Here is a 14,167-nt window from a genome sequence, read left to right as displayed (position 1 = left end):
TGCAGGGTGTGTGCGCCGCCAGGCGCCCGACGGAGGTGAGGGACGTGACCGCGACCGACACGATCGGTTCGGCCCGACAGGATGCCCAGGGGGACGTCCCCGAGGCGCCCGCGTGGGTGCCCCCGACCTGGGAGGAGATCGTCGAGCAGCACTCTGCCCGCGTCTACCGGCTGGCCTACCGGCTGACCGGCAATCCGTATGACGCAGAGGACCTCACGCACGACGTGTTCATCCGCGTCTTCCGGTCGCTGAACAGCTACCAGCCCGGCACCTTCGAGGGCTGGCTGCACCGCATCACGACCAACGTCTTCCTCGACAAGATGCGCCGCAAGCAGCGGATCCGGTTCGACGCGCTCTCCGACGAGTCCGCCGCGCGCCTGCCCACCCGTGAGGCCGGGCCGGAGGCGGCGTTCGAGGCCACCCACTTCGACGACGACGTGCAGCGCGCCCTCGACGCCCTGTCCCCGGACTTCCGGGCCGCGGTCGTGCTGTGCGACATCGAGGGCCTCTCCTACGAGGAGATCGCCGCCACCCTCGGCGTCAAGCTCGGCACGGTGCGCTCACGCATCCACCGCGGCCGGGCCCAGCTGCGCGAAGCCCTCGCCCACCGCGACCCCTCCCTGGCCCGCCCCGCGGTCGACGTCGACCGGGCGCCCGTCGCCAAGCGCCGGCTCCCGGTGCTCGGCCGGGCGGTGCACGGATCGCGATGACGCGCCCCCTGTGGGCAGGTATGCCGGGTGCGGCCCTCGCGGGGGGACGTGGCCGCTGCCTCGGTGACCAGCTGACGGCCTACGCCGACCGCGCCATGGACGATGCGACCCTGCTGCGCTGGGATCGTCACCTCGTCGTCTGCCAGTGCTGCCGCGGTGCCGTCGAGGAGGAGCGCCGGGTGCTCGCCGCGCTGCGGTCCTCCCTCGGCTCGCCCGTGCCAGGCGACCTGCGGGGCATGCTCCTCGCCCTGGGCGCCCAGACCTCGGACCGCGCTCCTGACGGCAGCGCGCCCACCCGCCGCCCCATGCTGCCGCCCATCCCGGTGGCACCGGTGCGCGTCGTCGACCGGGGTGCCCCGGCCCAGCACCGCTCCGCGGGTCGAGCGACCGTCTACGCCGGTCTCGCCGCAGGGGCGACAGCAGCCGCCGCGCTCAGCCTGGTCGTCACGGGTGGCGTCGGCCCGACCAACCCGCCCGCCGCTCCGGCCGTGCAACGAGCCAGGCCGTCGACACCCGGGTACGCCAACGCCTCCTTCACCGTTCCCGGGCTCGGCGCAGCCGCGTTCGCGACCAGGGTGACACCCGCCGTGGGCACAGTCCGCGGTCGTTCGGCACAATCGTCTCCATGAGCGACGAGCGAGACCCGGCGGGCCCTGACCAGCCAGTCTCCGCCGACCCCGGCCAACCGACCCCGGGTGGGTCGGTTGACCCCGAGGGCGGGTCGACCGATCCCGTGGCTGGGTCGGCCTGGGACCCGTGGGCACCCCCGCGCGGCGCCGGCGAGCACACCCAACCGGTGGACCTGTCGCAGACCCAGGAGCTCCACGGCGCCCCCGGCGCAGCAGCGGGCGCACCCGCCTCTGCGGCGGCGTCGTCCGCCCACGTCGATCCCGCCCACGTCGATCCCGCCCCGGTCGATCCCGCCCCCGTCGGTGCTGCGGGCGTGGACCCTGTGTGGGCCGCGGAGCCGACCGGCTGGCCCGGGGACACTGCGCAGGCTCCCGGCACCCCCACCCACGGCGCCTCGGCGACCGGGTACCGTTCAGACCCCGGTGGCTCCCCGGCATACCCGTCCATCGCCCCTGCCGTGCCGGCCGGGCAGGGCTGGGACCCGATCTCCGCCTCCACCGCCGATGCGGGGTATGCCGGCGCGCCGGCACCCTGGGTCGGTCACCGGCCGCCGGAGGCCACCGCGCCGCTGCAGAAAGGCCCCGGCTGGGGCGCCCTGGTCGCGGTCGCCGCCATCTCGGCCCTTGTCGCTGCCGGGCTCGGCGGCGTGTTCGGCGGGTGGCTCGGGGCGACCGGGAGGCTGGACTTCAGCTCGGTGGACCGGACCCCCTCCTCGATCCCGCGCGCCGGGGTCGGAGCCACGTCGCGGCCCGAGGGCTCGATCGCCAACATCGCGGCCAAGGCGCTCCCCAGCGTCGTGACGATCAAGGTCACCGGCGCCGACGGCGGAGGCACCGGCTCGGGCTTCGTGCTCGACCGGGACGGGCACATCATCACCAACAACCACGTGGTCGCGAGTGCCGCCAACGGGGGCACCATCAAGGTGGAGCTGTCCAACGGCACCGAGATCGGCGCGACGATCGCCGGTCGTGACGGGTCGTACGACCTGGCCGTGCTCAAGACCAACCGCACCGACCTGGTGCCGCTCGTCATGGGCTCGTCCAAGGACGTCGTGGTGGGGGACCCGGTCATCGCCGTCGGCGCCCCTCTGGGCCTCGAGTCCACCGTGACCAGCGGCATCGTCAGCGCCCTCAACCGACCGGTGAGTCCCGGTGGGGACGGCAACCAGCAGTCCTTCATCAACGCGATCCAGACCGACGCGGCGATCAACCCGGGCAACAGCGGCGGTCCTCTGCTCAACATGTCCGGCCAGGTCATCGGCGTGAACTCGGCCATCGCGCGGGTCCCCGGGACGACCGACACCCAGTCCGGCAACATCGGCGTCGGCTTCTCCATCCCGAGCGACCAGGTCGTGAAGACGGCCGAGCAGCTGATCAAGACGGGTTCCGCCCAGCATCCGGTGATCGGTGTGGTGCTGGACCGGGCCTACACCGGTGACGGGGTGCGCATCCTGCCCAAGGCCAGCAGTGACAGCGGGCCTCCGGTCGACCCCAACGGCCCGGCGGCCAAGGCGGGGATCAAGGCCGGCGACGTGATCATCGAGTTCGACGGCCGTCGGGTGACCGACCCCGACAACCTCGTGGTGGCGATCCGTGCCAAGAGCGTCGGCGACTCCGTCTCCATGAAGGTCCGCCGCGGGAGCCAGACGATCACGGTCACCCTCACGTTGTCCGGCTCGGGCAAGTAGCGGCGGGGGCTGACATGGCGGGCGTCAACGGCTGGGAGTTCATCGCACTCATCGTGCTGGCCGTGGTCATCCTCGGCCCGGAACGGCTGCCCGAGTATGCCGCGAAGCTCGCCCAGTTCGTCCGCCAGGCGCGGGCCATGGCCGAGGGCGCGAAGGGCCAGCTGCGCGAGCAGATGGGGCCGGAGTTCGACGACATCGACTGGCGTCAGTACGACCCCCGGCAGTACGACCCGCGCCGCATCGTCCGCGAGGCCCTGCTCGACCCGACGCCCGTCCAGCCTGAGGGCATGGGTTCGAGCTTCGCAGCGGGCGCGCGCGGCTTCGACGCGGCCAAGCCGACACCGTTCGACGACGACGCCACCTGACGCCACCGCCACCCCTGTCTCCCCCATCTCGGTCGATGTAAAGACACCGGGACTTCCCGGCGTTCTTACATCGACCGAGGAGAGGTCAGCGGCCGACGGGGTACAGCCCGAGTGAGCGACCAGCGAGCCCGCGCGAGCGGGTCCCCAGACCACGGGCGATGGCGCGCAGCGACACAGCGGCCGGGGACTCGGGGTTGCGGAGGACGACCGGCGTGCCGTGGTCGGCACCCTCGCGCAGGTTGGTGTCGAGGGGGATCTGGCCGAGCAGGGGCACCTGCGCGCCGACGGCCCGGGTGAGCGACTCTGCCACGGCCTGGCCACCGCCCGCACCGAAGATCTCCTGACGGGAGCCGTCGGGCAGCTCGAGCCACGACATGTTCTCGATCACGCCGACGATGCGCTGATGGGTCTGCAGCGCAATGGATCCCGCGCGCTCGGCCACCTCGGCGGCGGCCTGCTGCGGAGTGGTCACGACGAGGATCTCGGCGTTGGGGATCAGCTGGGCGACGGAGATGGCGATGTCTCCCGTGCCGGGCGGCAGGTCGAGCAGCAGCACGTCGAGGTCGCCCCAGAACACGTCCCCGAGGAACTGCTGGAGTGCGCGGTGCAGCATCGGTCCCCGCCAGACGACCGGCTGGTTGCCGGGCACGAACATGCCGATCGAGATGACCTTCACCTCGTGCGCGATCGGGGGCAGGATCATGTCGTCGACCTGCGTCGGCCGGTGCTCCACCCCGAGCATGCGCGGCACCGAGAAGCCGTAGACGTCGGCGTCCACCACTCCCACTCGCAGCCCGCTCTGCGCCAGGGACGCCGCGAGGTTCACGGTGATCGAGGACTTGCCGACCCCGCCCTTGCCGGACGCGACGGCGTACACGCGGGTGAGCGAACCGGGCTTGGCGAAGGGGATCTCCCGCTCGGCGTTCCCGCCCCGCAGCTGGGTGCGCAGGGCGACCCGCTGCTCGTCGCTCATCACCCCCAGGGTGACGTCGACGGCGGTCACCCCCGGCACCTGGGCGAGGGCTGCGGTGGTGTCCTTGGTGAGGGTGTCCTTCATCGGGCAGCCCGAGACGGTCAGCAGGATGGTGACGGACACCCGCCCGGCCTCGTCGACAGCGACGCTCTCGACCATGCCGAGCTCGGTGACCGGCTTGCGGATCTCGGGGTCGATGACGGTCGTGAGCGCCTGGTGGAGCGCGTCGTCGGTCACCGCGGCGGGAGCGTCGGTCGGGCTGGGGGACATGCCCCCATGCTAGGTCGCGCCCAGGTCCTTCGAAGAACCGGTGGCGCCGCTCACGCTGTCATCTGCCTCACGTCGCCGGACCTCGAGCGCGCGGTCCTCGAGCTCCTCGAGCAGGCCTCGCAGCTCGGAGCGCAGGAAGTCGCGGGTGACGGCGTCACCCATGGCGTGGCGCAGCGAGGCCACCTCGCGGGTGAGGTACTCGGTGTCGGCGAGGTTGCGTTCGTCGCGGGCCCGGTCCTGTTCGAGGGCCACGCGGTCGCGGTCGGCCTGGCGGTTCTGCGCGAGCAGGATCAGCGGCGCGGCATACGACGCCTGCAGGCTGAGCATCAGCGTGAGGAAGATGAACGGGTAGTTGTCGAAACGCAGGGCCTGCGGCGAGACGACGTTCCACCCCACCCAGAGCCCCACGAAGACCGTCATGGCGATCAGGAAGTTCGCCGTCCCCATGAAGCGCGCGAACTCCTCGCTCCACCGGCCGAACGTCTCCTGGCTCAGGACGGGTCGGGGCAGCAGAGGGCGGCGGGCCTCGCGGGGCTGGTCCAGCCTGTTGCTGGCCATCCAGCGGTCGCGCTCAGCCATGGGTCACCTCGTGGCGCTCCTCGCGCCAGTCGTCGGGCAGGATGTGGTCGAGCACGTCGTCGACCGTGACCGCGCCGATGAGCCGGCCGTCGCCGTCCACCACCGGGACCCCGACCAGGTTGTAGGTCGCCAGCATCCGCGTGACCTTCCCCAGCGGGGCGTCGGCATGCAGCGGCTCGATCTCCTTGTCGAGGATGCTGCCGACCGCGCCGTGGGGTGGCTCGCGCAGCAACCGCTGGATGTGGACCATGCCGAGGTACTTGCCGGTGGGGGTCTCGTGCGGGGTCCGGCAGACGTAGACGGTGGAGGCCAGCGCCGGCGACAGCTCGACTCGGCGCACCACCGCCAGGGCCTCGGCGATGGAGGCCTCCGGACCGAGGATGACCGGCTCGGTCGTCATCATGCCGCCCGCCGACTCCTCGTCGTAGGTGAGCAGTCGGCGCAGGTCGGCGGCTTCGTCGGGCTCCATGAGCTGGAGCAGCTCCTCCTGCTTCTCGGCAGTGAGGTTGTGGAGCAGGTCGGTCGCGTCGTCGGGTTCCATCGCCTCGAGGACGTCGGCGGCCCGTTCCACCGGCAGCGTCTCGAGGATCTCGACCTGGTCGTCCTCCGGCAGCTCCTCGAGGACGTCGGCCAGCTTGTCGTCGGCCATCGCCTCGGCCACCTCGGCGCGACGCTTGGGCGACAGGTCGTGGATGACGTCGGCGAGGTCGGCGGACTTCAGGTCGTCATAGGTCTCGAGCAGCATCGCGGCCGACTGCCCGGCCGTGGACTGGTGGATGCCGGTGACGTCCTCGACGGGGACGAGCGCCGTGGCGCCGCGGCGCCGCCGGAACGGACCCAGCGTGCCGCGCGCGGAACCGCGGCGCACGTAGACCTTGGACATGGCCCAGTCGCGGCTGCGCTCGCGCTCGATGGCGACGTCCTCGACGGTGGCCTCGTAGGGACCCTCGGGGTCGTTGACGGTGACCGGTCGCTCGAGGATCTCGGCCATCACCAGCACCTCGTTGGTGCGCTGCTCGAAACGCCGCATGTTGACCAGACCGGTCGTGATGACCTGGCCGCCGTCGACCGAGGTCACCCGGGTCATCGGCACGAACACGCGCCGGCGGCCCGGCACCTCGACCACCAGGCCGATGATGCGGGGTCGGCGGCGCGAGGCCCCGAACGTGACGACGACGTCGCGGACCCGACCGACCGGGTCGCCGAGCGGGTCGAACACGCTCAGGCTGACCAGGCGGCCGACGAAGACGCGCGACGGAGTGCTCACGTGGCAAGGCTATCCGGCTGGTCAGCCGTCGTCGGGGAGGCGGTTCCCGCGCCGTCGGCGCGGTCGCCCGCGCCAGTGCCACGGGCGCCAGGTGGCCGTGGTCGCATCGCTCGGCGGCACGGGGGCCGCACCCGACGTCGTGGGGTAGGAACCGGGCGCCTCGAGTGGCGCGCCGAAAGGCTTCAGGGCTCGTACGGTGCACTCGCGGGACCACCGCTCGAGCGCGTCCTGCGGCGCGTTGAGGCGCCCGGCCTTGAGCGCCTCCGTGGCCGCGGCCCAGCTGTCGTCGCCCGGCCCGATCTCGCGCACGGTCGCCTGCACGGTCAGCAGCCGGCCGCCGGTGTCCTTGCTGCGCAGGATCAGCCGGACCTGCTCGGGCAGCCACGGCAACGTCTGCTCGCCGGGACCCGACACGACGTACACGGTCTCGTCGGCCCAGGCGTGCCAGAACGGCCAGGCGCGGTCGTCCGGCGGCTGCACCCACATCAGCCCCGACTTGGTGGCGGCCTCGGCGAACAGGGCGGTGACGTTCAGCGGCGCGGTGACGGGCGGCTGCTCGGTGACGGACGGCTGCGCCGTGACGGGCGGGTCCTGGCGGCTGGCGGGCGTCGTCGCCACGGGCTCTCGCGCGGACTCGGTCACACGTGAACTGTGTCATAACCGCCGCACGACTGTCGCTGCTAGCGTCGCCGCGTGCGCAGCCCCAAGGACTTCTTCGCCCCCCTGGCCGTGGGTGCCCCGGCCCCTCTCACCCAGGTGCCCGCGCGGCCGTCGCGGGTCATCCACTTTTTCGACCCGAGCAACGAGAAGATGGCGGCCAAGGTGCCGGCCATGGTCGGCACCGTCGACGTGCTGCTGGGCAACCTCGAGGACGCCGTCAAGGCCGACCGCAAGGAGGCCGCACGGGCAGGGCTCGTCCAGATCGCACGGGCCACGGACTTCGGTGAGTCGACCCAGCTGTGGTCCCGCGTCAACGCCCTCGACAGCCCGTGGGTGCTCGACGACCTCACCACGCTGGTGACCGAGATCGGCGACAAGCTCGACGTCGTCATGGTCCCGAAGGTGCAGGGGCCCGAGGACATCCACTACGTCGACCGGCTGCTGGCCCAGCTCGAGGCCCGTGCCGGGCTCCAGCGCCCGATCCTCGTGCACGCCATCCTCGAGACCGCGCGCGGCGTGGCGAACGTCGAGGCCATCGCCGGGGCCAGCCCTCGCATGCAGGGACTCTCCCTCGGCCCGGCCGACCTCGCCGCAGACCGCCGCATGAAGACGACCCGGGTGGGCGGCGGCCACCCCGGCTACCTCGTGCGCCAGGACCCGCCGGAGGGTGTCGAGGACGCGGTGCACGCTCCGCGCACGACCTACCAGCAGGACCTGTGGCACTACACGATCGCGCGGATGGTCGACGCCTGCGCGATGCACGGGATCTTCCCGTACTACGGCCCGTTCGGGGACATCGCCGACGTCGTCGCGTGCGAGGACCAGTTCCGCAACGCCTTCCTGCTCGGCTGCGTCGGCACGTGGTCGCTGCACCCCGTGCAGGTCGAGATCGCGAAGCGGGTCTTCAGCCCCTCGGCCGAGGACGTCGCGCACGCGCGCCGCGTCGTCGAGGCGATGGGCGACGGCACGGGCGCGGTCATGCTCGACGGCAAGATGGAGGACGACGCGTCGCTCAAGCAGTGCCGGGTGATGCTCGAGCTCGCCGAACGCCTCGCGGCCACCGACCCCCAGCTGGCCGCCCTGTATGCCGAGCAGCCGGCTCCCGGCGACGGCGACGGTGCCTGACGTGGCCGGGGTGCACGACGCCGGCGCACCGGCATACCGGCCTCGTCGTTCGGTCCTGTACATGCCGTCGTCGAACGAGCGGGCGCTGGCCAAGGCCAAGACCCTGCCGGTCGACGCCCTGATCCTCGACCTCGAGGACGCGGTGGCGCCCGACGCCAAGGACCAGGCCCGGGAGAACGCCTGTGCCGCCGTGCGGTCCGGCGAGTACGGCCGGCGCGAGCTGACCATCCGCGTCAACGGCCTCGGCACCCAGTGGCACGACGCCGACCTGCGGGCCGCGTGCGCCGCGGGTCCGGACGGCATCGTGGTGCCCAAGGTCGGCTCGGCCGACGAGGTCCGCGCCCTGGTCGCCGCCATGGACGCGGCGGGGGCGCCCGCGCACACCCGGTTGTGGGCCATGGTCGAGACGCCCGTCGCCGTGCTGCACGCCGAGGAGATCGCCCGCGCCTCCGACCGCCTGGCGTGCCTGGTCCTCGGCACCAACGACCTCTACAAGGAGCTCGGGGCGTCGTTCGTCCCCGGGCGCAGCGCGGTCTCGACGAGCCTGCAGCTGGTGCTGCTCGCGGGCCGGGCCGCCGGGGTCGCCGTCCTGGACGGCGTCTTCAACGACGTGTCGGACGCCGACGGGTTCCTCGCCGAAGCCAGGCAGGGGCGTGAGCTGGGCTTCGACGGCAAGACCCTGATCCACCCCGGCCAGGTCGACCCGTGCAACGAGACGTTCGCGCCGAGCCCGGCTGCCGTCGACGACGCGCGCGCGGTCATCGCGGCCTTCGAGTCGGCGCAGGCGAAGGGGCAGGGGGTCGCCACGCTCAGTGGCCGGCTCATCGAGAACCTGCACGTCGACACGGCCCGGCGAGTGCTGGCCATCGACGAGGCGATCGCGGCGCTGGCCGGTCAGGACTGAGGCGGGCTTCGCGACCCTCCAGCGGCCTGCGATCGCGCCGCAGGCCCGGGTCACGATTCGGCGGCTGTGTCACGATTCGGCGCGGGCGACAACCGGATCGCCTCGGCATGCGTCACCATGACTGACACGATGTCGCCGGCATACCGTGGTCTGCCGGCCAGGGAAGGGGAGTCGATGGATCGCAGGGACACGCGCGCCCGCGCCGCTCTGGCTGGGTCCGTGCTGGCGGGAGCGCTGCTGCTGAGCGCCTGCGGCGCGATCACCCTCGGCCAGCCCACCGCCGGCACCCCGGTCGCGCACGGCACGGCGCCCGGGGCGGCTCCCACCTCGGCACCCGTCGATCCCACGCCGAGCGACACCACGACGAGCGCGGGGCCCACCACGGGTGTCCCGGCCCCGTCGACCACGCCACCTGCGGCCAAGCCGACGCCGAAGCCGACTCCCAAGCCCACGCCCAAGCCGCCACCGAAGGAGGGTGACACCCTCGTGCCGGGCGACACGGGCGCGTACGTGACAAAGGTCCAGCTGCAGCTCTCCGCCCTCGGCTACTGGAACGGCTCGGCTGACGGGTCGTACGGCGGTCTGACCTCACAGGCCGTGATGGCCCTGCAGAAGGCGGCCGGCCTCGGGCGCGACGGCGTCTTCGGCCCCGCGACCCAGCGCGCCCTCAAGAACGGCGTCCGACCGCAGTCCCGCACCGGTGGCACCGGCATCGAGATCGACAAGGCGCGCCAGCTGCTGCTGGTCGTACGGGGCGGCCGGGTCACCCTGGTCCTCAACACCAGCACCGGCAGCGGCCAGCAGTACACCAGCGAGGGTGCGACGCGCGTCGCGAACACGCCCGCCGGCACCTTCAGCACCTACCGGGTGGTCGACCACCTCGACAAGGGTCCGCTCGGCGACCTGTGGCGTCCGCGCTACTTCAACGGCGGCATCGCGGTGCACGGGGCGGGCAACGTGCCCGGCTACCCGGCCTCCCACGGGTGCGCGCGGGTCAGCAACCCGGCGATGGACATGATCTGGGCCACCAACCTCATGCCGATCGGCAGCACGGTCACCGTCTACTGACCCCTCGCGATCAGTGACGGTCGAACTGCTGACGCAGCCACTGCAGCTGGACCGCGCCGTGGCTCTTCCAGTAGTCGGCGGTGTGAGCCCCGTGGTCGAGGGTGAACGTCGCCGTGGGTAGGGCCTTGGCCAAGGCCTGGTCAGCGGACGCGAACGGGTCCGAGCGACCGCAGTCGAGCCGCACGGGGAGCTGGCGCAGCACCATCGTCCGGCGGGGGGCGAACACGTCGTGGGCTTCGAAGTCCTGGGCGTCGTCGAACGCCCCCGGCGCGCTCAGCCCCGGGGTGGTCCACAGGGCGGCGCTCTCCGCGACCACGGCGGCGACCCGCCTCGGGCCGAGCTGGCTCGCCAGCAGCAGCGACCCGTAACCGCCCATCGACCAGCCGAGGAAGGCGATCTTGCCGGCATACCCCGTCTCGCGCTGGACCAGGGGGAGGAAGTCCTCGAGCACCATGGCGCCGGTGTCCACGCCCGCGCGACGCGCGTGCCAGTAGTAGTCGCCGCCGTCGACCGAGGCGACCGTCAGGCGAGTGGACGCGACGTGGTCCTGGAGGTTGAGCATCCGGAAGGCGTGGCTGGAGTTGCCGCCCTTGCCGTGCAGCACGATGACGATCGGCCGCAGGGCTGGGTCGCCCGCGCTCGGCCGGGCGATCCGCCACGTGATGTCACGCCCCGCCCAGTGCCTGCTGGTCAGCGACCCGGTGCGGATCTCGACCCCGGGCGCCTGCGATCCGCGGCACCCGGCCGTGGCCAGGGCGGCAGCACCGACCGTGCCCGACACGAAGGTGCGCCGGGTGATCGTGACCATGCCTCACCCTAGGGCGGACACGGCCACGCCCCCGGTATGCCGCGTGGGCGGCTACCAGCGCGCCGTCGCCTCCGCCACGAGGTCGCCGAGCAGCTCGCCCTCGTCGACGGCCAGGCCCCTGGCGACGAACCAGCGACACATGTTCGCGACGTCGCGCTCGAGGAACTCGAACCCGCGCGGGTTGCCGATGATGTCCACGATCTGCGGCCAGTCGATGATGACCAGCCGCTCGCCGTGGAGCAGCACGTTGTAGGGCGACAGGTCGCCGTGCGTCCAGCCGCGCCGGGCCAGCGTGACCATCGAGGTGCGCAGCTGCTCGAACAGCTCGGGCAGCAGGTCGGCCGACGGACGCGTCTGCGCGAGGCGGGGGGCGGCAACGCCGGCGCCAGGCTCGCCGATGAGCTCCATCAGCATCTCGCGGTCGCTCAGCTGCACCGGGTAGGGGACAGGCAACCCCAGCTCCCACAACGCGCTCAGGGCCGCGAACTCCGCTTGCGCCCACTGCCCCGAGAGCAGCTCCTTGCCGAACTCGGTGCGCCGCGCCATGGCCCGCATCTCTCGGCTGCGACGGACCCGGCGACCCTCGTGGTACCCGGCGTCCCGGTGGAACATCCGGTGCTCGCCCGTGCGGTAGCGCTTCGCGGCGAGGAACGAGTCGACGGCGGGGGTGGTCGTCCCGTCCGGCATCCAGCGACGGACGATGTGCACGTCCGCCTCCTTGCCCGTCTTGAGGACGCCGAGGTCGGACTCGACCGCGCCGAGTGCCGTGATGACCCAGTCGGGTCGGGGTTTCGGACCGTGCGTGGCACCGTCCCAGCTCGACCAGCGCTCACCCTCGGGGGGCGCGTCGGGAAGGCTGTCAAACGAGAAGGAGAAAGGCTCCTGAAACTGCATGTGTGGACTCCAGACAGGGGAGGGAAAGGGCACGGGAAGCGCCCAGGACCGTCATGGACATCTCGTGCCTCCGTTCCCCGCTGAGGGAGTCGTGCGCGCGACCGGTGTCGCGCGCGATACGCGAGAAGGGTGGCAGACGGGACCGTCGCCTGCCACCCATTTGTTTGAGCAGTCCGTGGTGGGAGTGGTCTGTGGTTGGAGTGGTCCGTGGTGGGAGTGGTCCGTGGTGGCAGTGGTCGACCGGGTGGGCAGGCTCACACGGCCGGAACCTGTGCTGGGACTGGGCCACTCGGCATACTCGCGGGAGGTCCAGATCGCAGTCCCCGAACCGAATCCCCGAACCGCGAGGTGGCGAACCCCATGTCCCGACTCCAGCAGACCGATGGCCTGACCGAGGAGCAGACGGAGCTGGTCAAGCTCGTGCGTGAGTTCGTGAACGAGCAGATCATCCCGGTGGCGCAGCAGCTCGAGCACGCCGACGAGTACCCCACCGAGATCGTCGAGGGCATGAAGGAGATGGGGATCTTCGGGCTGATGATCCCCGAGGAGTACGGCGGCCTGGGCGAGTCGCTGCTGACCTATGCGCTGGTGGTCGAGGAGATCGCCCGCGGCTGGATGTCGGTCAGCGGCATCGTCAACACGCACTTCATCGTCGCCTACATGCTGTTGCAGCACGGCACCGACGAGCAGAAGCAGCGGTACCTGCCGAAGATGGCCACCGGTGAGATCCGCGGCGCCTTCTCGATGAGTGAGCCGGGACTGGGCTCGGACGTGTCGGCGATCAAGTCCAAGGCGGTGCGCGACGGCGACAGCGACGACTGGTCGATCACCGGCCAGAAGATGTGGCTCACCAACGGAGGCAGCGCGAATCTCGTTGCGGTGCTGGTGAAGACGGACCTCGGCGCCGACTCGGTCTACAAGAACATGACGACGTTCCTGATCGACAAGGAGTCCGGCTTCGGCGAGACCGCCCAGGGCGTCACCATCCCCGGCAAGATCGACAAGATGGGCTACAAGGGCGTCGACACCACCGAGATGGTCCTCGACGGCCACCGGACGACCTCGGCGCAGATCCTGGGTGGCGAGCCGGGCAAGGGCTTCTACCAGATGATGGACGGCGTCGAGGTGGGCCGCGTCAACGTCGCGGCGCGCGCCTGCGGGGTCTCGATGCGGGCCTTCGAGCTCGGCATCGCGTATGCGCAGGAGCGCGAGACCTTCGGCAAGAAGATCGCCGAGCACCAGGGCATCCTGTTCCGCCTCGCCGACATGGCGACCAAGGTCGAAGCCAGCCACCAGATGATGGTCAAGGCCGCGCGCCTCAAGGACGCCGGTGCCCGCAACGACCTCGAGGCCGGCATGGCCAAGTACCTCGCCGCGGAGAACTGCGCCGACGTGGTGGAGCAGTCGTTCCGGATCCACGGTGGGTACGGCTACTCCAAGGAGTACGAGATCGAGCGGCTCTACCGCGAGGCCCCCATGTTGCTGATCGGTGAGGGCACCGCCGAGATCCAGAAGATGATCATCGGCCGCCGCCTCCTCGAGGACTTCGCCCTGAAGAAGTGAGCCGACCGGCGCAATCCCCGCAGGCTTTGACACACTGGTGACATGAGCACGCAGCCGAACGCCATGGCGAGGTCACGCGCCGTCCTGGCCCTGGAGTACCCGATGTCCCTGGGTCGCTACGACACGTACGCCAAGGCGCAGAAGGCCGTGGACTACCTGTCGGACCACGAGTTCCCGGTGCAGAACGTCCTGATCGTCGGCACCGACCTCAAGCAGCTCGAGCGCGTGACGGGTCGGCTGACCCGGCAGCGCGTCGCCCTCGGCGGCCTGGTGTCCGGTGCCTGGCTGGGGCTGTTCGTCGGGCTGATCTTCTCGCTCTTCGGCACCGGCGGCGGCGCGGGCCTGGCGGGTGTGCTGCTCACGGTGGTCTTCGGTGCCGGCTTCGGCCTCGTGTGGGCGCTGATCGGCTACGCCCTGACCGGCGGCAACCGCGACTTCACCTCCGTCATGCAGGTGGTCGCGACCCAGTACGAGGTGCTGGTGGAGCACAAGTTCGCCGCGCAGGGGCGCGAGCTGCTGACGAAGATGGACCCCATGGCGGCCGCGCAGGCCCAGGTCGACGCGGCTCGCGAGGCCGAGCGCCAGCGGGCCATGGACCAGCAGCCGCCTCCGCCCACCCCCTGAGCCGCCCCCGCACCCCGCGCCACCGGGCGCGGCAAGGGGC

General features: G+C 71.7%; 15 protein-coding genes. 9 read left to right on the top strand and 6 right to left on the bottom strand.

What is annotated here, in order from left to right:
* Nucleotides 1-44 precede the first annotated feature (44 nt).
* From sigE to BJ986_RS03560, 4 genes are read left to right on the top strand one after another with little or no spacing between them, the layout of a single operon-like run.
* Nucleotides 45-710 carry an RNA polymerase sigma factor SigE gene (gene sigE / locus BJ986_RS03575; RefSeq protein ID WP_337794771.1) on the top strand — a complete coding sequence of 222 codons (666 nt, stop codon included), beginning with the start codon at nt 45-47 and terminating at the stop codon, nt 708-710.
* Entirely contained in the window at nt 707-1,339 is a 633-nt protein-coding gene (locus BJ986_RS03570; protein WP_179420756.1) for an anti-sigma factor, read from the top strand. The genes sigE and BJ986_RS03570 overlap by 4 nt, the downstream gene beginning before the upstream one ends.
* Entirely contained in the window at nt 1,336-3,027 is a 1,692-nt protein-coding gene (locus BJ986_RS03565) for a trypsin-like peptidase domain-containing protein (protein WP_179420755.1), read from the top strand. The genes BJ986_RS03570 and BJ986_RS03565 overlap by 4 nt, the downstream gene beginning before the upstream one ends.
* 14 nt (nt 3,028-3,041) lie before the next feature.
* A complete protein-coding gene (locus BJ986_RS03560; RefSeq protein ID WP_179420754.1) occupies nt 3,042-3,392 on the top strand; it encodes a twin-arginine translocase TatA/TatE family subunit in 351 nt (116 codons plus the stop codon).
* Between the two features lie 85 nt (nt 3,393-3,477).
* On the opposite strand, the gene BJ986_RS03555 is transcribed toward BJ986_RS03560, so the two are convergent.
* From BJ986_RS03555 to BJ986_RS03540, 4 genes are read right to left on the bottom strand one after another with little or no spacing between them, the layout of a single operon-like run.
* Nucleotides 3,478-4,635 carry an Mrp/NBP35 family ATP-binding protein gene (locus BJ986_RS03555; protein WP_179420753.1) on the bottom strand — a complete coding sequence of 386 codons (1,158 nt, stop codon included), beginning with the start codon at nt 4,633-4,635 and terminating at the stop codon, nt 3,478-3,480.
* A gap of 9 nt (nt 4,636-4,644) precedes the next feature.
* Complete coding sequence (locus BJ986_RS03550) at nt 4,645-5,214, bottom strand: DUF1003 domain-containing protein (RefSeq protein WP_179420752.1); 570 nt, start codon at nt 5,212-5,214, stop codon at nt 4,645-4,647.
* A complete protein-coding gene (locus tag BJ986_RS03545; RefSeq protein WP_179420751.1) occupies nt 5,207-6,481 on the bottom strand; it encodes a magnesium transporter MgtE N-terminal domain-containing protein in 1,275 nt (424 codons plus the stop codon). The genes BJ986_RS03550 and BJ986_RS03545 overlap by 8 nt, the downstream gene beginning before the upstream one ends.
* Before the next feature lie 21 nt (nt 6,482-6,502).
* Nucleotides 6,503-7,123, bottom strand: a complete 621-nt coding sequence (locus tag BJ986_RS03540; RefSeq protein ID WP_238338046.1) for a hypothetical protein — start codon at nt 7,121-7,123, stop codon at nt 6,503-6,505.
* Nucleotides 7,124-7,174: 51 nt separating this feature from the next.
* On the opposite strand from BJ986_RS03540, the gene BJ986_RS03535 reads away from it, so the two are divergent.
* The 3 genes from BJ986_RS03535 (at nt 7,175) to BJ986_RS16565 (ending at nt 10,238) form a co-directional block, all read left to right on the top strand.
* Complete coding sequence (locus BJ986_RS03535; protein WP_179420750.1) at nt 7,175-8,266, top strand: aldolase/citrate lyase family protein; 1,092 nt, start codon at nt 7,175-7,177, stop codon at nt 8,264-8,266.
* A 1-nt stretch (nt 8,267) separates the two neighbouring features.
* Complete coding sequence (locus BJ986_RS03530; RefSeq protein ID WP_337794768.1) at nt 8,268-9,170, top strand: HpcH/HpaI aldolase/citrate lyase family protein; 903 nt, start codon at nt 8,268-8,270, stop codon at nt 9,168-9,170.
* 117 nt (nt 9,171-9,287) lie between these two features.
* Nucleotides 9,288-10,238 carry a L,D-transpeptidase family protein gene (locus BJ986_RS16565; RefSeq protein WP_272955363.1) on the top strand — a complete coding sequence of 317 codons (951 nt, stop codon included), beginning with the start codon at nt 9,288-9,290 and terminating at the stop codon, nt 10,236-10,238.
* Between the two features lie 10 nt (nt 10,239-10,248).
* Here BJ986_RS16565 and BJ986_RS03520 read toward each other — a convergent pair whose 3' ends face one another.
* Both BJ986_RS03520 and BJ986_RS03515 read right to left on the bottom strand, forming a co-directional pair.
* Nucleotides 10,249-11,046, bottom strand: a complete 798-nt coding sequence (locus BJ986_RS03520) for an alpha/beta fold hydrolase (protein ID WP_179420748.1) — start codon at nt 11,044-11,046, stop codon at nt 10,249-10,251.
* Between the two features lie 51 nt (nt 11,047-11,097).
* Complete coding sequence (locus BJ986_RS03515) at nt 11,098-11,940, bottom strand: serine protein kinase RIO (RefSeq protein WP_179420747.1); 843 nt, start codon at nt 11,938-11,940, stop codon at nt 11,098-11,100.
* 360 nt (nt 11,941-12,300) lie between these two features.
* On the opposite strand from BJ986_RS03515, the gene BJ986_RS03510 reads away from it, so the two are divergent.
* Together BJ986_RS03510 and BJ986_RS03505 are read left to right on the top strand one after the other, a co-directional pair.
* Nucleotides 12,301-13,503 carry an acyl-CoA dehydrogenase family protein gene (locus BJ986_RS03510; RefSeq protein WP_179420746.1) on the top strand — a complete coding sequence of 401 codons (1,203 nt, stop codon included), beginning with the start codon at nt 12,301-12,303 and terminating at the stop codon, nt 13,501-13,503.
* Nucleotides 13,504-13,545: 42 nt separating this feature from the next.
* Nucleotides 13,546-14,127, top strand: coding sequence for a YflT domain-containing protein (locus tag BJ986_RS03505; protein WP_179420745.1), 582 nt, complete (start codon nt 13,546-13,548; stop codon nt 14,125-14,127).
* The last annotated feature ends 40 nt before the right edge of the window (nt 14,128-14,167 follow it).

Source organism: Pedococcus badiiscoriae (assembly GCF_013408925.1).
Classification (GTDB): Bacteria; Actinomycetota; Actinomycetes; order Actinomycetales; family Dermatophilaceae; genus Pedococcus; species Pedococcus badiiscoriae.
Note: the sequence above shows the minus strand (reverse complement) of the source record. Positions and strands in the feature narration are given on the sequence as shown.

Coding starts and splice junctions, on each gene's coding strand:
- BJ986_RS03570 (WP_179420756.1), top strand. CDS start 707: ATGACGCGCCCCCTGTGGGCAGGTATGCCGGGTGCGGCCCTCGCGGGG.
- BJ986_RS03565 (WP_179420755.1), top strand. CDS start 1,336: ATGAGCGACGAGCGAGACCCGGCGGGCCCTGACCAGCCAGTCTCCGCC.
- BJ986_RS03560 (WP_179420754.1), top strand. CDS start 3,042: ATGGCGGGCGTCAACGGCTGGGAGTTCATCGCACTCATCGTGCTGGCC.
- BJ986_RS03555 (WP_179420753.1), bottom strand. CDS start 4,635: ATGTCCCCCAGCCCGACCGACGCTCCCGCCGCGGTGACCGACGACGCG.
- BJ986_RS03550 (WP_179420752.1), bottom strand. CDS start 5,214: ATGGCTGAGCGCGACCGCTGGATGGCCAGCAACAGGCTGGACCAGCCC.
- BJ986_RS16565 (WP_272955363.1), top strand. CDS start 9,288: ATGACTGACACGATGTCGCCGGCATACCGTGGTCTGCCGGCCAGGGAA.
- BJ986_RS03520 (WP_179420748.1), bottom strand. CDS start 11,046: ATGGTCACGATCACCCGGCGCACCTTCGTGTCGGGCACGGTCGGTGCT.
- BJ986_RS03515 (WP_179420747.1), bottom strand. CDS start 11,940: ATGCAGTTTCAGGAGCCTTTCTCCTTCTCGTTTGACAGCCTTCCCGAC.
- BJ986_RS03510 (WP_179420746.1), top strand. CDS start 12,301: ATGTCCCGACTCCAGCAGACCGATGGCCTGACCGAGGAGCAGACGGAG.
- BJ986_RS03505 (WP_179420745.1), top strand. CDS start 13,546: ATGAGCACGCAGCCGAACGCCATGGCGAGGTCACGCGCCGTCCTGGCC.